The sequence below is a fragment of the Porphyromonas sp. COT-108 OH2963 genome (assembly GCF_000768895.1).
GTDB lineage: Bacteria > Bacteroidota > Bacteroidia > Bacteroidales > Porphyromonadaceae > Porphyromonas_A > Porphyromonas_A canoris.
In genome coordinates, this window is sequence record NZ_JRAP01000015.1 from 107,644 (window position 1) to 129,099 (window position 21,456).

The 21,456-nt window shown below is 47.5% G+C and carries 20 protein-coding genes; 7 read left to right on the forward strand and 13 right to left on the reverse strand.

What is annotated here, in order from left to right; genetic code table 11:
- Positions 1-5 precede the first annotated feature (5 nt).
- Genes ribF through HQ39_RS08285 form a run of 4 tightly spaced genes read right to left on the reverse strand, consistent with a single transcriptional unit; the run spans position 6 to position 4,937 of the window.
- Positions 6-977, reverse strand: a complete 972-nt coding sequence (ribF, locus tag HQ39_RS08270) for a riboflavin biosynthesis protein RibF (RefSeq protein WP_052079559.1) — start codon at positions 975-977, stop codon at positions 6-8.
- A gap of 9 nt (positions 978-986) precedes the next feature.
- A complete protein-coding gene (locus tag HQ39_RS08275; protein WP_036865366.1) occupies positions 987-2,306 on the reverse strand; it encodes a murein hydrolase activator EnvC family protein in 1,320 nt (439 codons plus the stop codon).
- An 8-nt stretch (positions 2,307-2,314) separates the two neighbouring features.
- The gene (locus tag HQ39_RS08280) at positions 2,315-3,187 is read right to left on the reverse strand and encodes a DUF4292 domain-containing protein (RefSeq protein ID WP_036865368.1); all 873 of its coding nucleotides are present in this window, start codon (positions 3,185-3,187) and stop codon (positions 2,315-2,317) included.
- A 16-nt stretch (positions 3,188-3,203) separates the two neighbouring features.
- Complete coding sequence (locus HQ39_RS08285; RefSeq protein WP_036865370.1) at positions 3,204-4,937, reverse strand: tetratricopeptide repeat protein; 1,734 nt, start codon at positions 4,935-4,937, stop codon at positions 3,204-3,206.
- Between the two features lie 1,119 nt (positions 4,938-6,056).
- Here HQ39_RS08285 and HQ39_RS08295 point away from each other — a divergent pair.
- From HQ39_RS08295 to HQ39_RS08325, 7 genes are read left to right on the forward strand one after another with little or no spacing between them, the layout of a single operon-like run.
- Positions 6,057-7,307: an efflux RND transporter periplasmic adaptor subunit gene (locus tag HQ39_RS08295; protein ID WP_036865434.1), complete on the forward strand. Its 1,251-nt coding sequence runs from the start codon at positions 6,057-6,059 to the stop codon at positions 7,305-7,307.
- A 4-nt stretch (positions 7,308-7,311) separates the two neighbouring features.
- The gene (locus HQ39_RS08300) at positions 7,312-8,586 is read left to right on the forward strand and encodes an ABC transporter permease (protein ID WP_036865373.1); all 1,275 of its coding nucleotides are present in this window, start codon (positions 7,312-7,314) and stop codon (positions 8,584-8,586) included.
- 15 nt (positions 8,587-8,601) lie between these two features.
- Complete coding sequence (locus HQ39_RS08305) at positions 8,602-9,873, forward strand: ABC transporter permease (RefSeq protein ID WP_036865374.1); 1,272 nt, start codon at positions 8,602-8,604, stop codon at positions 9,871-9,873.
- Positions 9,874-9,933: 60 nt separating this feature from the next.
- Positions 9,934-10,602: an ABC transporter ATP-binding protein gene (locus HQ39_RS08310; RefSeq protein WP_036788401.1), complete on the forward strand. Its 669-nt coding sequence runs from the start codon at positions 9,934-9,936 to the stop codon at positions 10,600-10,602.
- A 24-nt stretch (positions 10,603-10,626) separates the two neighbouring features.
- Positions 10,627-11,916: an ABC transporter permease gene (locus HQ39_RS08315; protein WP_036865376.1), complete on the forward strand. Its 1,290-nt coding sequence runs from the start codon at positions 10,627-10,629 to the stop codon at positions 11,914-11,916.
- A 2-nt stretch (positions 11,917-11,918) separates the two neighbouring features.
- Entirely contained in the window at positions 11,919-13,181 is a 1,263-nt protein-coding gene (locus HQ39_RS08320) for an FtsX-like permease family protein (RefSeq protein WP_036865378.1), read from the forward strand.
- Between the two features lie 23 nt (positions 13,182-13,204).
- A complete protein-coding gene (locus tag HQ39_RS08325; RefSeq protein WP_052079560.1) occupies positions 13,205-14,713 on the forward strand; it encodes a TolC family protein in 1,509 nt (502 codons plus the stop codon).
- Here HQ39_RS08325 and HQ39_RS08330 read toward each other — a convergent pair.
- From HQ39_RS08330 to HQ39_RS08370, 9 genes are all read right to left on the reverse strand, one after another.
- Positions 14,700-15,266: a DUF4924 family protein gene (locus tag HQ39_RS08330; RefSeq protein WP_036865380.1), complete on the reverse strand. Its 567-nt coding sequence runs from the start codon at positions 15,264-15,266 to the stop codon at positions 14,700-14,702. The two genes, HQ39_RS08325 and HQ39_RS08330, sit on opposite strands and share 14 nt — an antisense overlap.
- Positions 15,267-15,937: 671 nt before the next feature.
- The gene (locus HQ39_RS08335; protein WP_036788192.1) at positions 15,938-16,126 is read right to left on the reverse strand and encodes a hypothetical protein; all 189 of its coding nucleotides are present in this window, start codon (positions 16,124-16,126) and stop codon (positions 15,938-15,940) included.
- Between the two features lie 24 nt (positions 16,127-16,150).
- A complete protein-coding gene (locus tag HQ39_RS08340; protein WP_036788190.1) occupies positions 16,151-16,531 on the reverse strand; it encodes a hypothetical protein in 381 nt (126 codons plus the stop codon).
- A 36-nt stretch (positions 16,532-16,567) separates the two neighbouring features.
- Positions 16,568-16,930, reverse strand: coding sequence for a hypothetical protein (locus tag HQ39_RS08345; RefSeq protein WP_036865382.1), 363 nt, complete (start codon positions 16,928-16,930; stop codon positions 16,568-16,570).
- 99 nt (positions 16,931-17,029) lie between these two features.
- Positions 17,030-17,506 (reverse strand): pantetheine-phosphate adenylyltransferase, encoded by a 477-nt coding sequence (gene coaD, locus HQ39_RS08350; protein WP_036865384.1) that lies wholly within the window; start codon positions 17,504-17,506, stop codon positions 17,030-17,032.
- Positions 17,507-17,515: 9 nt separating this feature from the next.
- Complete coding sequence (gene truA / locus HQ39_RS08355; protein WP_152565547.1) at positions 17,516-18,268, reverse strand: tRNA pseudouridine(38-40) synthase TruA; 753 nt, start codon at positions 18,266-18,268, stop codon at positions 17,516-17,518.
- Between the two features lie 4 nt (positions 18,269-18,272).
- Positions 18,273-19,520, reverse strand: a complete 1,248-nt coding sequence (locus tag HQ39_RS08360; RefSeq protein WP_052079561.1) for a uracil-xanthine permease family protein — start codon at positions 19,518-19,520, stop codon at positions 18,273-18,275.
- Positions 19,521-19,593: 73 nt separating this feature from the next.
- The gene (locus HQ39_RS08365; protein WP_036865385.1) at positions 19,594-20,778 is read right to left on the reverse strand and encodes a glycosyltransferase; all 1,185 of its coding nucleotides are present in this window, start codon (positions 20,776-20,778) and stop codon (positions 19,594-19,596) included.
- A gap of 15 nt (positions 20,779-20,793) precedes the next feature.
- Complete coding sequence (locus HQ39_RS08370; protein ID WP_036788179.1) at positions 20,794-21,408, reverse strand: SIS domain-containing protein; 615 nt, start codon at positions 21,406-21,408, stop codon at positions 20,794-20,796.
- Between the last annotated feature and the right edge of the window lie 48 nt (positions 21,409-21,456).

Below are 21,456 nucleotides of genomic sequence, written 5' to 3' on the forward strand. Positions count from 1 at the left end.
GGGATTTATTCGGCATGAAGATTTTTCAGAAATGCACGAGAGTCGATCTCATCTTTACGTAGCTGCTCCGCCAATGCGTCCAAAGAGTAAAATTTGATGTCTGCTCTGAGGTAGTGATAGAATAAAATCTCTACCTCTTTGCCGTAAAGATTTCCGGAGAAGTCGAATAGAAAAACCTCCATACGGGCTTTCTCGTCGTGCCCCAACGTGGGTCGCTGTCCGTAGTAAGACATTCCGCCATATCTCGTACCCTCTACAATCACTTCGGAGACAAAGATACCTTGAGCCGGCACAAGCTCATGCTCCGGATCTATTTCGATATTTGCGGTGGGATATTCTAAGCTTCGTCCTATCTTGCTGCCATGTTGTACAATCCCTTTGACGCTGTATGGTCTTCCCAAGAGACTCCATGCTTTTGCAAAGTCTCCCGACTGAACGGCAGAGCGAATCACCGATGAAGATACCTTTATATCGTCTTTGTAGAGAGCTTCATGCCGGATAACCGGAATTGCCCAGCTGTCTATATAAGCCTGTGTCTCCTCTTGAGTGCTGAAACGTTTAGAGCCAAAATGATTGTCATAACCCATTACCAAAGCTGTCGTATTGCATTTGTCATGGAGTGTTTGTGCGAAATCTTTACCCGTTATAGCTGCAAGTTCGGGCGTGAAATGGAGCATCAGAATAAAGTCCATCCCTTGTTGGGAGAGGAGCATTTCCTTATCTCTCCTGTCGCATAACAGTAACGGCTTTTTCCTGGAAGCGCCTCCGACCACCGTGAGAGGATGCTCCGCAAAAGTTATCACCACACTCTTTGCTCCCATTTTTCCGGCTTCCGTGCGAACTCTTTGGAGAAGATCCTGATGTCCTAAGTGGACACCATCAAAGAAACCCACTGTCGCAACGCTTTTTGCTCCCTTCAAGCATTGCGATAGTTCTTCTATGCTTTGTGCTATTATTGTATTTTTGATCTGTTTCATTCCTAATAACTATCTGGACAACCAGTGTAGAGGATTTTGTTTGCTGCGCTCTTTCCAAAGCTGGAAATGGAGTTGGCAGGCTCCTCCTAACTCAGGATCAGAATATACCGAACCTATTTTCTGTCCCGTGGTCACATGATCTCCTGCTTTTACATAGACATTCTTGATGTTACTATAAACAGTGAGATAGTTCCCATGCCGTATTATGATGGTGTTGTTATAGCCATCGACCACAAAAACTTTAGAGACCGTTCCATTGAATACAGCACGAGCTTCTGCGCCTTGAGGCGATTCTATGTCTATACCGTTGCTGTTTATCTGTATGGATTTGAGTTCACTGTGATTTTGCTGACCGAACTGACCCACTATCTTATACTGCCCTGTAACCGGCATCGGTAGTTTTCCTTTATTGCCGGCAAAGGAGTTGGAGAGCAGACGTTCATCTTTTGTCATCGCGTATCCTCCCGATACTTCTGCCTTGCGTTCCTCTGTCACAGGAGCGGTAGCGGTAGTCCCTTTCTTGGGAGACTGTTGTTGTCTCTTTTTTGCTTCTGCTGCTTTTCTCGCTTTTTCTTGTGCAGCGGCAACTTCTTTTGCTATCTGATTTTGAATCTGGCGGTCTAAAGTCTGAGCCTGCTGCTTCTTCTTTTTCAGATTAGCCTGAATATCTTTCTGTTTCTTTTGGAGACGACTTACCTCTTTCTTGCTCTCCTCCTGGTTGGCAAGCAGACGTTCTTTTTCTTGTTCGCGTGTGGAGAGCAACGAAGCCTTTTCTGCCCGTTGGGTGTCCAGCTCTTCTTTTTTCTTTTGTACCGAAAGCTGTATGGATTTCAGCTTTTCTGCCTCCTCTTTCTGCCAGTTGGCATAGGTTGCCAAGTATCTCAATCGTCTGAACGACTGCCTTATATCCTTTGCAGACAGCAGGTAGAGCAGCTGGTCTTTAGCCCCTCTCCGACGGCTCATAGCCTGAAGACTCTTGACGTAAGCCTGCTGCCTGTGCGAGTGTTGGGTGGTCAGCGTGTCTATCTGACCGGTCAGGAGGATCAGGTTTTTATCTGCTTCGTCTATCTCTTGCGTTAGTGTCTCTATCATTTGTTTCCTTGTCTCTATCTGCCGATTGAGTAAAGCCAAACGATTCTGACTGCTCTTTGTATCTTTCGATGCTTTCTTCAGCTCCTTATTTAGTGTATTGATCTCTTCCTGCATCTTCTTACGCTGCGATTCCAACTTTCGCACCGTAGCCGATTTCCTCTGATTTTGTGCCGACATACCGATAGGAGACAGCACAATGAATAGAGCTAAAAAGAGTTTGAAAAGCCCTCGAAACATACTCTGGTCTATTTTTGGAGTTCTTTTATCATGGAAATCACTTCTGCCCAACTCACACTTCTGTACCCTTTAGGAATATCCGTGCTTGGAGCTTCAGACGGAAGTTTTTCCAAAGTTTTGTCTAAAGTGAGTGTTACCAGGGTTTGTTCTTTGGTGTCTCTATCCGGATAGGTTTTCAGTGTGATGATTTTAGGGAAGAAGATATCGCTTTGTCCCACCGGTTGGTAACGCTCATAGAAGCAGGAGAGTACCCGTTCCACTTTTGAGCCATAGTAGATGTGCGCTTCACGCAATCTCGGTGCCGGCAGAGGAGAATAGTCCAAACGGACAACGATCTTGCCCTCTTTCTTTGTCAGGGTAAAGCCTGAAGAGTTTGGGACATACTCCATGCCGTTTATTGCTTCCGCACCCTGCTTGCTTGGCGTAAACGGTTGGGCGAGGAGCATACACTGCAAAGCCGCAAGATCCCAACCTGCAAAAATCTGGGAAAAGATATTGGTAGCCACTCCCACACTTGTTCGGAATGCCTGTTTATTGAATCTGTCCACCACCAGAAGCTTTTTCGGTGTGATGGTGAGCCTTCCCACCTCAATCAGTCCAAGAGGTCTCACCGACAGGGAAGCATATTCATCTTTGGAGACGTGCAGTACACAGCGAGAGGATACATTGTTTTTGTCGGTCTTGATGGCTATTCCGCCCCTCCCTTCCAGCTTTTCAATCTTGGGCTGATTATTGATTGCGTCTATTGCCATCTGCCTGTCCGTGATGAACGGAGAGGTGAGTGGTTTATCTCCGGACAACTTCCGGAATATACCGCAACTGCTTAGAAGAGTTACTGCTAACAGTACGCTGCTCCAGCGTATTATGCTATTTTGCTTCATGTTATTATTAAGAATATTACAATGCAGCCTGTTCTATCTTTTTCTTGATCTTCTCACCATCTTCCGCCCCGGCTTTCAACGCATCCTGCCAAGCTTTTACGGCATTCCCCTTGTCGTTGAGTTTCCATAAAATATCCCCGTAATGATCCAGCAACACACTGCTTACTCCCTCCTTGCTGTTCCTTATGGCACTCTCGATGTAGTACTTCGCCAAGCCATAATTTTCGCGTAAGTAGAGTATCCAGGCGTATGTATCCAAGAAAGAGGCATTGGATGAGTCTATCCGTATAGCTTCACTTGCGAGAGCCTCTGCCCGTTCGATGTTTCTGTTGGATGTGGCAAGCGCATAAGCATAGTTGTTCAGCAGCAATGCATCTTTGGGCAGATAGCCCAATGCCTGCTCGTATCGTTTCAGAGCTTCATCCGTTTCGCCTTTCTCATTGAGCAGATCGGCGGAGACAAAGAGTAGATGCCCGTAGAGGAAAGAGCCTTTGTCTGCCACTTCCAGCCCTTTGTTGGCTACTGCCAAAGCCTCATCCGGCTTCTCCTGTTCGCCAAGAGCCAGTACGTTGTAGATGTAGAAGTCCGGTCTTGTAGGGTGTGCGGCTCTTCCCTTTTCCGCTATGCGTATCATTTCCGCCGCATTCGAGGCGGTCATTGCTTTCTGAATCATGTAGCTGTAAGGCTTCATGTCAGATGCTCCGCGCTCGATGAGTTCGGAATATATCGCCTCTGCCTTTTCCGTCTTATCCTGAGCGATGTACATGTCGGCAAGGAAGAGCGCGATGGAGGAGGTCTGCTCGTATTCCTGCTTTATCTCTTCAAAAAACGGAACAAACTCCTGCAGAAAAGAGACATTCTCTTTCGATACATAAGGGGCGAGCATAGAGATAAGCTCGTCAATGGCTTGAGGATCTATGCCATCCGTTCTGAGCAGTGCTCCGAACTCTTTCTTTGCCTCCTTATAGTTGCCATCTTTCAGCGCAAGTCTCGCTCTTGTGAGGATTATTTCCGGACTCTTTTTCAGCTCTTTCGGGATCTGTCCGATGTACTTTACAGCCTCTTCCTCCCGTCCTATCATGTTCAGATACGCCATCATGGAGAGATAACCTCTCAGCTCCATAGGGTGGTCCGAAATGTACCGGCTTATCTCTTTGAGTCCCTTATCTTCTTGCTTGTTTAAGGCAAAGTTTTGAGCGATGCGGAAGGTAATGGTTATCTCATCCGACAGAATGCCGTTCATCTTCCGGAGATAGAAGATACTCTTTTCCGGCATCCTTTTCTGTTCGTAGAGCCGAGCCATTGAGTCCAACACCTCCAAGTCTTCCGGCGAATTTTGCAGCAGCTCTTCGCCCACCTTCAAGACCAGCTTCTCGTTCTGCATAGCCATGGCAATCCTCAGGAGTGTCTGTCCCAAGAAAGGATCTTTATTGCTCAAGTCGTAGCTTTTAAGCAGGTATTCCGATGCAAGATTGATGTTGTTGGTGCGGAGTGCAATGTTTCCAAGCTCCACGTATGCCGCAAGATTGGTGCTGTCCAGCTCTATTGCCCAGTGCAGGTGATTGATTTTAGCTCCAAGGTCTTCCTCGTTCAGCAGGAGAGCCGCACGGTTTGCAAAGATTCTGCTATCCGCCTCCTCCGCCGTGATTATTGCACCGCTTTGTGCCGCAGAATGAGAGACCGCTCCGAAGAAACAGAGCAACCCGAAGAGCAGTGTAGTGATATATGATGATGTGAGCTTATAGATCATATCTGTGTGTTATAGTCCGACCCTCTCTCGTTCTTGTTTCGGATAGAGAGGGAGCACTCTTGTTGAGAACAACCAAAGTTAGTCAAAATCGCGCTATTAGCCAACGCCTCTCTCTTACGATCCACTCTCTCCGGAGTAGAGAGCGTTTTCTCCTTTTTCGGGAGGAAAGAAAAAAGAGTCTGTACGGCTATTTCTTCGGACTGCCCGTTACGGAAATTTTTTGTTTTTCACGGTCATTCGGACATCATAAAAAGGAATGATTTTTTCCCTCTTTGTTGCCCCATTTTTCCCTCAAAATGATCGAGCTGTTGTCTGGAGGTTTTATATAAAAATGGAGGGACAAAAAAGGGCTGAGGGAGGAGCGGTTTTTCTTTCTCTTTTTTGTCGTTCGGCTCGAAAATATGGCTCAATGATTTGGGCGTCAAATGAATATGCAAAATCGTGAGTTTGCGATTTTTTCTCCTCTCGGTCGGTTTTAGGGGCTGTTTTCGCGTTAATAAAGTTGAAAAATAAGGAGGTTGGGAGTGAAGTTTTCTTAATGTTAAATTGCCGCTGAAATGCCTTAAAAAGCAGCATATTTTCGGAAAGTGTTGGTAGTCAGCATATAAGCTGTTTTGGCTAAATACTTTAATCGAATCCGGTAAACGTATTAAATGAAATCGGTAAATACGTTTATTGATTTCGCTTAATACTTTAAGCCGACCAAATATACTGCTTTGGCGTTTTGGATGAATAGGTATCGGAATTTGTGTTAATAAGACAGGGTGGATTTAACAGTTTGGTCGCGCTCTGAAAACGACCCCTCCGGAGCAAATAGAGAGAGGCTAAAAAAGTGAGCATTTTTCGGTATGGAATATATAAAAATGAGTGTCGGAGAAGGGGCTGTTTCGCAAGAAATTTTTGGCTCTCCAGCTTCCTGTTTTTAGCGAAAGAAGAGAGGCAAAACCGGGAGCACAAGCGGACAACTGTCCGTTCGGAGTGTCCGTTTTCGGAGCAAAGTGTCCGATAATGGACACTCCCTATTTGTTGTTTGTTTTGTATATCAGTTGGTTAGCTGTTTTGGCATACCCATTGCTCCTATTTTGGCAAAGTGAAACAAACAGAAACAACGAACAGAATATGGATCGTGTAATATCAAAGACAGAGCGCCAAAAGGTGCAGAGAAAAAAGTGGTTGAAGTACGGCATCATTGCAGTGCCTGTGGTTGTGGTCATTGTGCTGCTGGGCATTTGGATGAAACCCTCCGTGGATATGAAAGATATCCTTATGGCTACGGCAGACAAAGGCAATATAGAGGTCTCCGTAAATGGTTCGGGCAGAGTGGTGCCATCCATAGAGGAGGTGATCGTTACTCCCATTTCGAGCCGGATATTGGAAGTCTACAAGCGAGGAGGAGATTCTCTGGATGTGGGTACTCCTATCTTGAAACTGGATCTTGCCAGTACGGAAACGGAGTACAACAAGATGTTGGATCAGCTTGAGATGAAGAAGTATGAGATCGAGCAGCTCAAGGCTCGCTCTCACAGCAGTCTGAGCGACTTGGAGATGCGTGTAAAGGTGGGAGAGATGCAGACTCGTCGCAAACAGGTAGAGATGCGGAACGAAAAATATCTGGACAGCATCGGAGCCGGCACACAGGATAGAGTGAGAGAGATAGAGCTAAGCTACAATGTCTCTACCCTCGAACAGGAACAGCTCCAAAAGCAACTTGCCAACAGCCGAACCGTAGCCGAAGCAGAGCTTAAAGTGAAGATGTTGGAGCTGCGAATCTTTCAGAAGAGCGTGGCAGAGATGAAGCGCGTCTTGGATGATGCCCAGATCCGTTCGCCTCGTAAGGCTGTGCTCACGTTCATCAACACTCAAGTGGGAACACAGGTACCTGCCGGAACACAGGTGGCAATCATATCGGATCTTTCTCATTTCAAGGTCGAGTGCGAGATTGCAGACGCTTACAGCGACAGAGTACGCACGGGATCCAAAGTGATAGTACGTGTCGGCAAGACATCGCTGACCGGTATCGTGGGCAGTGTTACCCCGATGTCCAAGAACGGTGTAATCTCTTTCATGGTTCAGCTGGACGAGGATGCTCACTCCGTTTTGCGCTCCGGTCTCAGAGCGGATGTACATGTACTCACTTCCGAGAAAGAGGATGTGGTACGCATCGCCAACGGTACTTACTACGCCGGAGCAGGTATATACAATCTTTTCGTGCTGGATGGCAAGAATACTCTTGTACGTCGGGAGGTCAAGCTTGGAGAGAGCAACTTCAGTCATGTAGAGGTTGTTTCCGGGCTTCAACCGGGAGACAAAGTGGTGGTGAGCGATATGAAGCAGTACGAAAACAGGAGTTCACTCTCTCTAAAACAGTAAGAAGATGAAGCAGCTGATAAGAAACATCAAACAGAACAGAGTGCTTTACGGCATACTCATAGCGAGTTTTTCTATTTCGATAGCCTTCTCTATGGTGGTTTACATGATCTATTTCTTCAGCACGGGAGATATAGGGATAGAGAACAATAGAAGTCGTATGCTTTTCTCAGATGCAGGTAGAACATATAAGAAAGAACCGAGATCGGATATCAATACGGGTATATCTCTTGATCTTGCAAAGGTATTGTACGAAGATCTACCCGGAGTGGAGATGGTGGCATACAACAGTTGGGTGCTTTCGGAAACAACGAAACAGGCAGAGCAATGTATATCCAGATCGCACGTTTCGGGGGTAGCGGGCAACGAAACTAGCGCTATGGTAAAGCTGGTAGATCCAACCTTTTTCCGAATGTATGAGTTCATATTTTTGAGCGGAAAGCCTTTTGATGCAGAGCGCAATAAGTACGAAGATAACGATGCTGTGATCTCCGATAAGTTGGCAAAGCATCTGTTCGGTTCGGAAGATGCTGTTGGGAAATATATCCGACTCAATATGGGAAAAGAGATTAAGGTGTCCGGCGTAGTAGAGCAAGTTGGTGCACTCTTCTCCAATGCTTATGCAGAGGTTTATTTGCCTGCGGTTCATCGGCGGCTCAGTCCCGAAAGAAGTGCAGAAGGGACACGTGGTCGTTGTTTGGCAGTGCTACTTCTGGAAAAGGGGGCATCTATCAAGCAGGTAACGGATATTGTTGAAGATCGTTTGGCAAAGCATAATGCGACTCTTTCCGAGTATGCTGTGGAAGTGGGACTGAAAGATATCAAGGGAAAGATGTTGTCTTTCGGAGAAAATGGTACAGCCAGACTGATAGTAGCGCTACTGCTGGGTATTCTTGTGCTTGTCCCTGCTCTGACAATGAGCAGTATGGTTTCCACGCTGGTGGAGAAGCGCAGAGGAGAGATCGGTGTGCGTAAAACCTACGGCGCAACAGTGGTGAAAATCGTGAAGATGCTCATTTGGGAAAATCTCCTGATGACCATGTTTGCCGGCATTATAGGCATCATCCTCTCTTTTATTTTGGTCTATCTTTCCAAAAACTGGCTTTTGGCAGGTATGGCAGGTACGATGGATGTCGATGCTTTACAGATTCCGGTAAGTGCCATTTTGAGTCCGAGCGTGTTGCTGGTCCTCTTTGGGGTTTGCCTCCTGTTGAGCTTACTCTCCGTGGTATATCCGGCATATCGTTATGCTAAAGCCGAAATCATACAAACCATTAAATAGAAATCTGACACAGTTATGAGACAACTGATACATAAAATGTGGAATGAGCGTCGCTCCAATGTGGCTCCGGTCGCAGGGTTGTTTATTACATTCATTCTGATGTGGTACTGTATGGACATATTTTATGTCTCGATGAACTCCCTGCTTAAAAGTAGCGGATACAATATAGATCACGTATACAGAGTGGAGATGAGAGCCAATAGGACATTCTCTTATGAGGGAATGGATATGGAGCAGATCAATGAGATAAACCGTGAGAATGCGGAAAGGATACTCTCCAGACTGCAAAACATCAATGGCGTAGAGGCTGCAACGCTCATAATGGGGACTACTCCCTACACGGGAAATATGTTCCAAGCCTATGCTTTGGAGCAGGATACCATGCTTACGGAAGCTAAAGTGATCTATGCGACAAAGGGCTACTTCGATACGTTCGGAGTAGAAGTGGATAAAGAGATGCTCGAACATTGGGGAGAAATAGCACCGAGATATGCTGCAGTAACTCCCGAACTGGCTCATGGTGTATGGGGAGAAGTGGATGTAAAAGGACGTCTATTCAAAGACTTTTACAGTGTGCAATACAGCCCTACAGACGAATATCGTGAGATGAACAAGTTTACGGTGGGAAGCGTGATCCCTTCGATGAGGCTGGAAGAGTTTGAACGTTTCGAGCCTTTTGTGATAGCACCCATGCCGCTGTATATGTATATGCCGTCTGCCGACTTCTTTATCCGAGTACGTTCAAAAGTGGACAGCGATCACTTTGTCGAGGACTTCATGAACGAGTACAGGCGTGAGTTGAGTCAGGGACCCTCTTATCTCAACAACGTGGAGGCACTGAAACAGACACGAGATACTTATAACCTCTCTAACGGGAGCACGTTGGTGATGCGTGGGGTGCTGTCTGTGATGATCTTTTTCCTCCTCAACATATTTCTCGGAATAGGTGGAATCTTTTGGTTCCGTATGCAAGGGCGAGTGAAGGAGATAGGTGTAAAGAAAGCGATGGGGGCTACCAATGCGAGCATTGTCCTCGAAGTGATGGCAGAGGTAGTGTATATCCTGCTCTTCGCAGCCCTGCCTGCCATAGTGGTTTGTGCCTTTTTGTCCTACAATGATATTATCATCACCATAAACGATCTTATGGATAATAGCATCGGAAGATTCGGTATGGCTATCGTTCTGACCTTAGTGGCATTTTTGATTATTTCTATTATTGCCGCAGCTATTCCCGCTACAAGGGCGATGAGAATACTTCCGATAGATGCTCTTAAGGAGAAAGAGTAAATGTAAAACAAATACAGAATAACAAACTATAAAACTAAAAACAACATGGAAACAAACACAATGATCCGTCTTACAGGCATCAACAAAATTTACAGAACAGAAGAGATTGAAACATTGGCACTGGACAATGTGAACTTGGAAATAGAAAAAGGAGAGTTTTTATCCATTATGGGACCTTCGGGATGCGGTAAGTCCACGCTTTTGAACGTGATAGGTCTGCTCGATAAGCCTACTGCCGGAACGGTGGAACTGGTCGGAAAGAAAACCGACGGGCTTTCGGACAAAGAGCTTGCCCGCTTCCGCAACCAACATCTTGGCTTTGTCTTCCAAAGTTTTCACCTTATCAACTCCCTCAATGTGCTGGACAACGTAGAGCTTCCTCTCCTTTATCGTGGAGGCGTATCCGGTTCGGAACGCACACGATTGGCTAAAGAGGTTTTGGAGAGAGTTGGTCTCAGCAGCCGTATGAAGCATCTCCCAAGTCAGCTATCGGGCGGACAGTGTCAGCGTGTAGCCATAGCTCGTGCATTGATAGGCAATCCCACCATTCTGCTTGCGGATGAGCCGACCGGTAATCTCGACTCCAAGATGGGCGCAGAGGTGATGTCGCTTCTTCAAGAGCTTAACAGAGAAGACGGACGTACTATTGTCATGGTAACGCACTCCGAAAAGCAGGCAGAACAAACCCATCGGATCGTTCGTTTCTTCGACGGTAGACAGATACAGTAAGCCTAACCATTAAATCCAGAGACAATGATCAAGCAATATATTAAGCACGCTTTCCGCCTGATAAAAGAGGCTCCTGTGCTCAGCACCATCATGATTCTTGGAACGGCTCTTGCCGTTTGCATGCTCATGATAAAGTTTATGGTGCACAGCGTGGAAACCGGTTCGGTCTACCCCGAAGTGAATAGAGATCGCACACTATACATCTCTTATATTAAGTCTATCTACAAAGATCCGGAGGGTAAAATAGAAAATGAGAGCAACGGAGGTATAGCAAGATTTTTCGTTGAAGAGATTCTCAAACCTGTCGAAAGTGCAGAGGTTGTGGCATCGTACCTTTTCAGACAGGACGGGACACCGTTCTCCGCTCCCGGTTCCAAGAATAATGCTCAAGGCGCAAGACGGGGAACCGATGCGCAGTTCTGGGATGTTTTCCGCTTTAAGTTCATCAGCGGATCGCCCTTTACGCAAGAAGATTTCGACAGCAGGCTCGCTAAGGCGGTGATAGATGAAGATATGGCTCGTAAGGTGTTCCAGACTACCGATGTGGTCGGACGCGAAATCCTTATCAATTTTAGCCCTTACACTATTGTGGGAGTGGTGGAAAACGCATTCGAGTTGGCGCAAGATGCGCATGCCAATGCCTGGTATCCCTACTCCGTAGAAGATTTCCCTGAGACAACAGATCCTTCCGGAAATGTGATGGTTGCCGTTATGGCAAAGAGCAAAGCGGACTTTCCGGAGATAAGAGCAGAGGTAGAGAAACGGATAGAGCAGTTCAATGCCGATAAGAGCCGCACTCACAGAGTAAGTTTAATGGAGCAACCGGATGACTTTTGGGTACACTTCAACAGGTCTGCTGCTAATTTCCCTCCCGATATGAAGGAGGTAAACCGGACAAACATCGTATCCATCCTGATCTTTTTGCTTATTCCGGCGATCAATCTTGCGGCGATGACCTCTTCCCGTATGCAGAAACGATATGCGGAGTTAGGGCTTAGAAGATCTTTTGGAGCAACGAAAGGAGCATTGCTCAATCAGGTTCTTTCGGAGAGCTTTGTGCAGTCCCTTTTAGGCGGTATCCTTGGATTTGTCCTTGCCGTAATCTTTGTTTATCTCTCAAGCAATACGTTGTTTCAAGCCAATTATAGTACTTATTCCAATAGCTTGGCGCTACCTGTTTGGAACATCATATCCGTACAAGCATTCCTGATGGTACTGTTGTGCTGCTTTGTGATCAACTTCATTTCCACTTTCATACCGGCATGGAGAGCCACTAAGAAGCCTATTGTAGAATCCTTATCACTCAAGAAATAGTCATGATAAAGCATCAACTTAAAATAATGTGGAATGAGCGCAGACAGAATATTGCCATCTTCCTCGAACTTCTTCTGGTTCTACTCTGCTTTTGGGGCATTACGAATATATTTTACAACAGGATTTCGGAAGCAGTAAAACCGACCGGATTCGATATTGCCCACACTTATCGCATTTTCCATAACATCTTACCCAACACTTCTCCGCTTTATATCGCTCCGGAGAGCGACGGTTATCGTACCTATGCAGCCAGTATGCTGGAGGTCAAAAACCGCTTGAAGAAGTTGCCCGAAGTTGAAGCCGTTGCCTTCTCGATGCACTCTACGCCTCACATGGGTAGTAACCGTATAACAACTTTATCTTCCGATTCTCTGCATGTACAAGATTGGGTTATGGTGCGTGGCGTGGAACCGGAGTTCTTGGACATCTTCAGGATTATGGACGAACAAGGCAGTACGGAGGCCTTCAAGAGAACGCTTCGAGATAATAAGCTGGTCATCTCCAAAGGTCTGAACGAATCTTTAGTCCCGAATAACGTCAATCCGATAGGTCTGGAGTTGAAAAAGAGTGACGGAAGTATCTTTAGCACTGTCGGAGGAGTAGCCGGAGAACTCAAGCAGAATACTTTTGACCGGTGGAATACCTCTCTTTTTGAGCTGCTTTATCCTACTGAGGAGGAGTTTATCTCCTATGGAGACCATCCGAATCTCCCGTATCTGGAGATCTCCATGCGCATCAAACCTTCTGCCGATCACGCTTTCAAGGAGCGTTTCCTCAAGGATATTGCTCCCACCCTGCACAATTGTAACCTGATCGTTTCCGATATAAGGAGTTTTGCAGAAATGAAAAGCAGCTTCGATGCTCCGTATATAAAGCAGATGAAAAACTATGCTTCCATCGTCATATTCTTTGCCATCAATGTTCTGCTTGGTGTCATCGGTGTATTCTGGTACCGTACAGACCAGCGCAAACATGAGATGGGCGTTCGGATGGCACTCGGAGATCGTGCGGCGGCACTGCTTCGCCGCTACATCGGAGAAGGGCTTCTGCTTTTGCTTTTCACCATTCCTTTTGCTCTTCCACTCTCTTACGGCATCTCGAAGCTGGGATTTGCCTTCCGGTGGGATACCATGACTTTAGAGCGTTTCCTATGGGGATTCGGGTCGGCTTACCTGCTCATGATGCTGATGGTAATACTTGGCATCTGGATTCCTGCCCGTAAAGCAGTAAACATTCCGCCATCCGTCGTGTTGAAAGAAGAGTAATAACAACCTCAAAATACGCAGTAATGAAACAATACTTCTATCATAACTTTTTCATTTGCGTTTGTATTGTGCTATGCGCCATCCTGCCTGCTTCCGGGCAGGATGTGCAAGCACAGTCGGACTCGATAGCGCAAACCCTCACACTCGAACAAGCCATAGAGATGGCACAAGCCCAAAGTGTGGATGCCGTAGTGGCGCTTGACCGTCTGCGTACAGCCTACTGGCAGTACCGCACATACCGTGCAGAGCTGCTGCCGGAAGTGAACTTTACGGGAGAGCTGCCCAACTACAAGAGCGGCTATAACCTCTATCAGGAGGGAGACGGCAGCTACAAGTTCGTCCGCTCCCGCCTTTTGCAGGCGAGCGGATCGCTCTCCATAGATCAGAACATCCCTCTCACCGGCGGTCGCATCTCGGTGGTCTCCTCGTTGGAGTATGTTCGTCCGTTCACGAAAGCCAATCACTTCCTCACCATTCCGGCAACCATCACGCTGGTTCAGCCCATTCTCGGCTACAATGCACTCCGTTGGCAGACCAAGATACAGCCGGTAAAGTATGAAGAAGCCAAGGCTGCTTATCTCGAAGAACGGGAGAAAACCACGATGCGGACTATCAGCCACTTCTTCGAGTTGCTGCTTGCGGACGAAAATCTGCGCATCGCAATCCAAAACAGAGAGAATGCCAAAAAGCTGCACGAAGTGGCTAAAGCAAAACGGGAGATGGGGCAGATCTCGGAGAACGAACTGCTACAACTGGAGCTGAATCTGCTTCAAGCCAACGGGAAAGAGACGGAAGCACGCTCGCTCAGAAACGGCAAGCTGTTCCGCTTGAAGTCTTTTCTCGGCATCACCACAGACGGAGACATCCTCCCCGTAGTGCCTGCATCGGTAGATGCCAAGCGCATCCACTATGGCGATGTACTGGCTAAGGCTCACAAAAACAACTCTTTCGTGCATCGCATCCGCCGTAAACAGCTCGAAGTGGACAGCGAAGTGGCACGCGCCAAAGGCGAACGCTACAAGGTGGATCTCTTTGCTTCGCTCGGATATACCGGACAACACGAACAGTGGAGAGAGGCTTACGGCAATCTTCAAGAGAATCAGATCGTACAGGTAGGCGTTAGGATACCTCTGCTCGACTGGGGCAAACGAAAAGCAAGAGTGAAGATGGCGGAGAGTGCCCGTGATGTGATGCGCTCGCAAATCAAGCAAGAGACTCAGCAGTTCGACCAAGATCTGTTCCTTTTGGTAGAACAGCTCAACAACCAAGCACAACAACTCCACATTGCACGCAGTGCCGACCGCATCGCCGAAAAGCGGTACAAGACCGGTATAGAGACCTTCATGATAGGTAAGATAAGCACTCTGGAGCTGAACGATGCACAGAAAGCCAGAGACGAAGCACGGCAGAAACATATCTCCGAACTCTTCTTCTATTGGTACTACTTCTACCAAGTGCGCAGCCTGACCCTCTTCGACTATATCAAAGAGAGCGAAATATCTTACGACGCAGACCTGTTTAAGCGTTTGTAGGAAAGTGGGACAGAGAGATTTCTCCTTCTTCTACGGCATGGAACCTGTCCGCCAACATGGCAAGGAACAGAGAGATCTGCCTGATGGCTTCCATCGTAGAAGAGGAGACGTCGTCCCCTTTCAGCCGAAGGGTCATGTAGCCATAGACGGCGATATAAGCGGTCTCTATCTCTCCGACAGGCTTGGACGACTTCTGCTTTGTACGCAGATGAACCAAGTGGGGAAGGGTTTTGTAGAAGAGTGCTGAGTAGATCCCTTGAGAGGGATCTTCCAGCAATGCCTTATGGAGTGAGCCGAGGTGCTCTATCAGCTTGGAGAGCTGAGGCAGGTGTCCTTCCGTAGTAGCTCCGGACGCTATAAGCTCATCGCGCAGAGAGAGATACCATTGGAGCGTCTCGGACTGCAACGGCTCTTCCAGCCGGTATTGGGTCTTGACATAGGAGGTGATCGCCTCCGTGTCGAGCTTCAGTGCGCGCAGAATATCTTCTACCTGCCACATGTAGAGGAGGTATTCGGAGATATTTTCTTTTCGTTTCTTTCGAGCTACTATCATGGGTATGGATAACGGTTGGTCTCGGTGCAAATGTAGAGAAAATATGTCAGAGATAAGAGCCGGTTTCAAGTGCACTTTTATATAAAAACGGAGTGCTCACGCTCTGCTCCGAAACTGCTCCGCTTTCTCTCTTTTTGGAGTAAAATTTTCTGTCCTCTGTTGTAATGGTTTGAAATAGAGTGAAATATAAATCAGCGCGAATTTGGAAAAATTTTTTTCTCAGTCCGTTTGATGGGGCTTTTTCGCGTTAATAGGTGTAAATTTTAACACCCGTGTCTGTAAACGTTTCCTAATGAAGAAATTTGCCTTTTCAGGTGTATTTTAGGGCAAAAATATGTAGCGGTCTGATTATTAACACCTTAACCATTTTGGCTAAACACGTTAATCGAATCCGGTAAACGTGTTTAATGAAATCACTAAACGTGTTCGTTGAAAAATTAAACACGTTAAGCCGGAAGAATATGCTCGTTTAGCGTTTTTGCTTAACAGGTATCGAAAATAGTGTTAATAAAATGGGCTGATTTAACAAATCCGGTACCCCTCTGAAAACGACCCCTTCGATCAAAATAGAGAGCAAGAAAAAAGGGAGCATTTTTCGGTATGGAATATATAAAAACAGCGTGTACGAAACGGTCTCCGTACACGCTGTTTTTATGGGTTGAATATGGCTCTCAAATCACCCTTAATATGACCGAAATGATTCCGATGATACCTATACAGAGTTTGATAATAGGCCATACAAAACGAGTGTTTCCCTTTTTATTTCCGAGATTTTGCTTTTTGAGCCTGGAAATGTCCGAAATGGAAAGAATAACCAACAGAATGGCAATGATGAGTATGCCTGCCAAATAGAGTGTCATACCTGCAGAGTGTGAAGTGTGAGACTACTTGGTGGTTTGCACTTCCGGTGTCGGCACTGCCGGCTTATAGCCTTGAGAAGCGGTGTCCGACATGATCTTCTTCTCTACCAACAAGCCGTCTTGGAAGATGAGATAGGTGTAGGTGATGAGTAGATTGGAACCCTCATACTGGGTGTGTCTGTACACCAATGTCTCTATCACTTTGCCCTCTTTATCTTTGTAGAACTCTGTGCCTTGAAGACTGCTCTTCATGGAGCGCAGCTGGCGCAGTACGTCATTCTTCTTGGCTCCGTAAGAGATGGCATCCATCTTGCTGGCGTAAGAGGGTCCGAATATTCCGCAACCGCTCAGACCCAACGTGCAGGCAAGCAGAGCCGCTGCAAAAAAAGTTTTTTTCTTCTTCATATATATAGTGTTTGTTTTCTCTTCTGTGCTTTGGGATTATCTCCTGCGGGGATGTTCGGGAGGTATCGGACGTCTTGGTATAAACATTCCGGGACGGGATACCTGCTTCTCCACGAGGATGTTGTTCTTGAAGATGAGATGTATATACTGCACGGAGAAGGGAGTATCTCCCTGATTGTCTTTATAAGTGAGAATCTCTATCATGTCTCCGTTGTCGTCCCGGTAAAACTCCTGGTTATCGAACATCACGCTTATGGGACGCAGACGCCTTTGAGCTTCTTGCTTGGTGATTCCGGGCGGTAGATCTTGAAGATCTCTGTATGCTCTCATCATGGAACAGCCGCTCAACAGAAGCGCAACAACGGCAATCAGTGCCATCAAAATAACTTTTCGGTTCATGGTTTGCTCCTCTCTGTGTCTTATGGTTTTTATTAAAATCCCCCATGTAAACAGGGGTCGAAGCAAATTTAGATAAAAGCAGACAGAGAAACAAGCCTTTTACTCTTCCGGCTGAGGCAGATATTGCTCATAAGGTTCTCCGAATGATGCCAACTCCCTAACGAGAGAGGAGCTGACGGAACAGAGTTCGGGGGCGGAGAGAAGCAGTACGGTTTCGAGGTTGAAGTGCTTGCGGTTGAACTCTGCCATGTTTCTCTCATACTCCATATCCGCCACGTTGCGTATTCCACGTATCAGCAGAGAAGCCCCATGCGCTTGGGCAAAAGCACCGGTGAGTCCTTCATAAGCCACGATAGAGATGGCCGGAACTTTTGCATAGATGCGACGCAGGGTCTCGACCCTCTCCTCTACGGAGAGAAAAGGCTGCTTGTTGCGGTTGATGCCTACGACAATGATGAGCCGGTCTACTATCTCCAGTGCCCGTAAGGCTATGTCGTGGTGTCCGATGGTATAGGGGTCGAAGCTTCCGGCGTATATCCCTGTTCGGGGATGCGGTGTAGAGAGTGCTGTATCCATATCCGTTGGTTAAAAGTTATATTTGACATCCACAAGCGAAAGCCCTTCGGCAGGTGCGGACATCCCTGCTGCCGAGCGGTCTTTCTGTTCTAAAATATTTCGTATTGCCTCCGGCGCCATCTTGCCACGCCCTATCAAGAAGAGTGTACCCACGATGGCTCGTACCATATCCCTTAAAAAACGGTCTGCGGTAATCTCGAAACGGTAGCCTTCGCCCTCTTCACGTACCCACTCTGCACGTTTGACGGAGCAGATATTGGTCTTAACGTCCGTGTGGAGCTTGCTGAAGGAGGTAAAATCCTGCTTTCCCAACAGAAACAGAGCCGCTCGGTTCATCGCTTCTATATCCAAAGAGTGGTGTACAAACGTGGAGAAGTGTCTCAGGAACGGGTCTCTGTTGAAGTGGATACGGTAGTGATAGGTGCGCTCGACGGCATCGAAGCGGGCGTGAGCGTCTGTGGCAACTTCGTATATCCGGTAGATTGTAATGGTTCTTGGGAGCAAGCGGTTGATCTTATGCGCATCGAACGGGAGGGTATCCCCCTCAAAGTCGAAGTGTACCACCATTCGGGCGGCATGAACTCCGGCATCCGTGCGTCCGGCACCAACGATGCTTACTGGCTTTTGTGCTATCGTACTCATCGCTTTTTCGATGCTCTCCTGCACGGTGATGCCGTTGGGCTGTATCTGCCAACCCGAAAAGGAGCTGCCGTCATAGCCCAACTCCATGAAGTATCGCTTTATAACCGGTTGCTCTTTCATCTTGTTATGCTTGTTCGTACTCTTCCCGGCGACGCTTTTCTTTCTCTTTTTCCTCTTTGCTTAAAGGCAAAATGAGGTTGAGCAGCACGGCAACTACGGCAGAAAGCCCGATGCCGGAGAGAGAGAAATCGCCATAAGAGAACACCGCACCGCCTATACCGATGGTGAGGGTAATGGAGATGATCACCACGTTACGGGTATTGGTCATGTCCAGTTTATGTTGCATCAGATTGACGATGCCGGCACTTGCAATGGTTCCAAAGAGTAACAGCATGATACCGCCCAGTACAGCCGGAGGAATGCTCTTGAGCAGCGCACTCACTTTACCTATCATCGAGAAGACGATACCGGTAACAGCTGCTATGCGGATCACTACCGGGTCTGTTACTTTGGTCAATGACATCGCACCGGTAACCTCTGAATAGGTTGTTACGGGCGGGCCTCCGATAAAGCTTGCAGCTATACAAGCCAATCCGTCTCCGAGTAGAGTGCGGTGAAGTCCGGGGTTCTTGACGAAGTCTTTACCGGTTACCGTATTCACCACATATACATCGCCGATGTGTTCGATAACGGGAGCTATCGCAACAGGAATCATAAACAGAATGGGTTCCCATGCAAAACCTTCGTAAGGAATGAATTGAGGAAGTCCGAACCATGGGGCTGTTGCAACGGCAGACAGATCCACTCTTCCGAGAGAGAGGGCTAAGAGGTAGCCGACAAGGATACCACAGAAGATGGGAATCAGCTTCAGAAGACCTCGTGTATAGATTGTAACAAACACCGCAACGGCTAAAGAGACTATTGCCAACAGCCAGTCTTGACTCGCCATATTCACTCCGGCAGAGGAGAGACTCAGTCCGATGAGAATGATTACCGGACCTATCACGACGGGAGGAAAGAGTCGGCGGATCACTTTAAGCCCTTGCCACTTGACCAGAGCACTCATAATGAGATAGACCGCTCCTACTCCGACGATGCCGGAGATAGTACCGCTCAATCCATAAAGCTCGGTGGCTTTGATGATGGGAGCGATAAAGGCAAAACTGCTACCGAGAAAAATAGGCACCATCCCCTTGGTAACGAGGTGGAAGATGAGCGTTCCTATCCCGGCAGAAAAGAGTGCCGTGGAGGGATCAAGCCCTACAAGAAGAGGAACTAAAACAGTAGCTCCGAAAGCTACGAATAGAAACTGAACACCGACAATGCACTTGCGCGGAGTGCTGAGTACGATGGGTTCTGTGGGTTGGTTCATTCTGTTTACAGGTTTTTAATATAGATGTTTACAAAATTAGTCAATTAGCCATACTCTGCAATATGACACTCGTTCAGCCCTGCCCTTGCAGTCGGGACGCATAGAGCCGTAAGTGTTGTTCGGCGACCCTTGTGTACGAGTAGCACGACACGGCTTTCTCTCTTGCGGCGGAACGCATTGCCAGATACTCCGAAGGTGGTAGCAGAAGCATCTGTTCTATCTTCTTTGCCAGATCCGAAGGGTTGGCATACTCTGCCAAAAAGCCACTCTTTCCCGGCTGTATCATTTCGGGTATTCCTCCGGTCTCGAATGCCACAACAGGTGTACCGCAACTCAGGCTCTCCATGATAGTGCAGGGGAGATTCTCAAACAGAGACGGAACCACCAGCATACAGGCAGAACGGTAAAGCTTAATCATCTCCTCTTCCGAGCCGATGTATCCATGAAGAACCACCGGAAGGGTTTCCAGAAGAGCGGAAGCGTGAGGAGAGAGCTTTCCAAAAACATCCACCACCACGTTCATCTCCTTTAGGGGCAGGCGATGAAGAGCAGAGAGCAGTTCGTCGAACCCTTTTCGGGGGTCGTCTGTCTGCACTGCGCCCACCACTATACGCTTCTGCTCCAAAGAGAAAGAGGCAGGAGGGGAGAAGCTGTCCGTGTCTATCGCATTCGGTATGGTGGTTATGTCGAGACCTTTTGTGAGTTCGGAAGCTCTTGCTTTCCCGGCAATCCATTCGCTGCAACAGATAAAAGAGGGGCGGAGAACGGGGTATATCCTCTGCTTCCGGCGCCATACACGATTCACAAGAGAGTTCTCCTTGCCGCTCCAAGGCGATTCGTAGCTGTTCGGATCGGATAAATGGGGAGACACTGCGGTGAATGGCCACATATCGTGAGTGGTCCAAAAGAGCGGCTTCCCCGTACTCGCGAGCCGTTCCAATCCTTTCAGGGAGAGCATTCCATGGTTTATCCAGTGCAGATGAATCACATCCGCCCACTTCACCAAAGGGTGCGACGAAATGTCTCTACCCCATAAAGCCGTGGAGATATGGAAGATCTTATCTCTGCGGAAACCGTTGTGCAGATAGATCTCTGCACGTTCCGTCATAAAGTTGAACCGGTCTGCAACGCTTTTTTTCTCCAAAAAGAGAAATGCCACATCCACATCCGGCATCATAGAAAGAGCATCTCTCAGACGGCGTGCAGCTATTGCCGCTCCACCACCTGAGAGATGCGTATTTACGATGAGGATATTCACGGTTTCGAAGCGTCGTTACAGCTCTTCGCTTTTAGCCCTGCTCTTCGATCCCAGATAGCCGCCATGATGACGCTTGGAATACTCCGAGTAGGAAAATCCGATGGCTTCCATCACGCCCACAACGAGAAGATCGCCCATGACGGTCATTACCGTTGTGCTGGTCGTGGGAGTCAGTCCGAGCGGACAGACCTCTTTAGGCGATCCCGTATGGAGGACGATGTTGGCATTTTGAGCCAATACGCTCTCCGTATCACTTGTAATACAGATGTACGGAATACCCGGAACAAGTCTGCGAGACAGCTCCACGAGTTCGAGTATCTCTCTTGTCTTGCCGGAGTTGGAGATAAGAAGCATCAGGTCATTGGGGCAGACTATTCCAAGATCTCCATGCTGTGCTTCGCTCGGATGCAGAAAAAAGGCGGGAGTACCGGTGCTGCTGAATGTCGTAGCCATGTTTGCCGCGATCTGTCCTGCCTTACCCATACCGGATGTAACCAGTTTACCTCCATTGGTATGCACATGTTTAAGTATAAGATCTATTGCCTCCTGATAGCACGAACCCAAAGGAATGTTTCGTACAGCACGAGCTTCCTGTTCGAGTATCTCGGAAAGGTTTTCTATTGTAAGCATAGCGGTTATTCTTCTATTGCATTTATTAACAAGAGTCAAAGATACGCC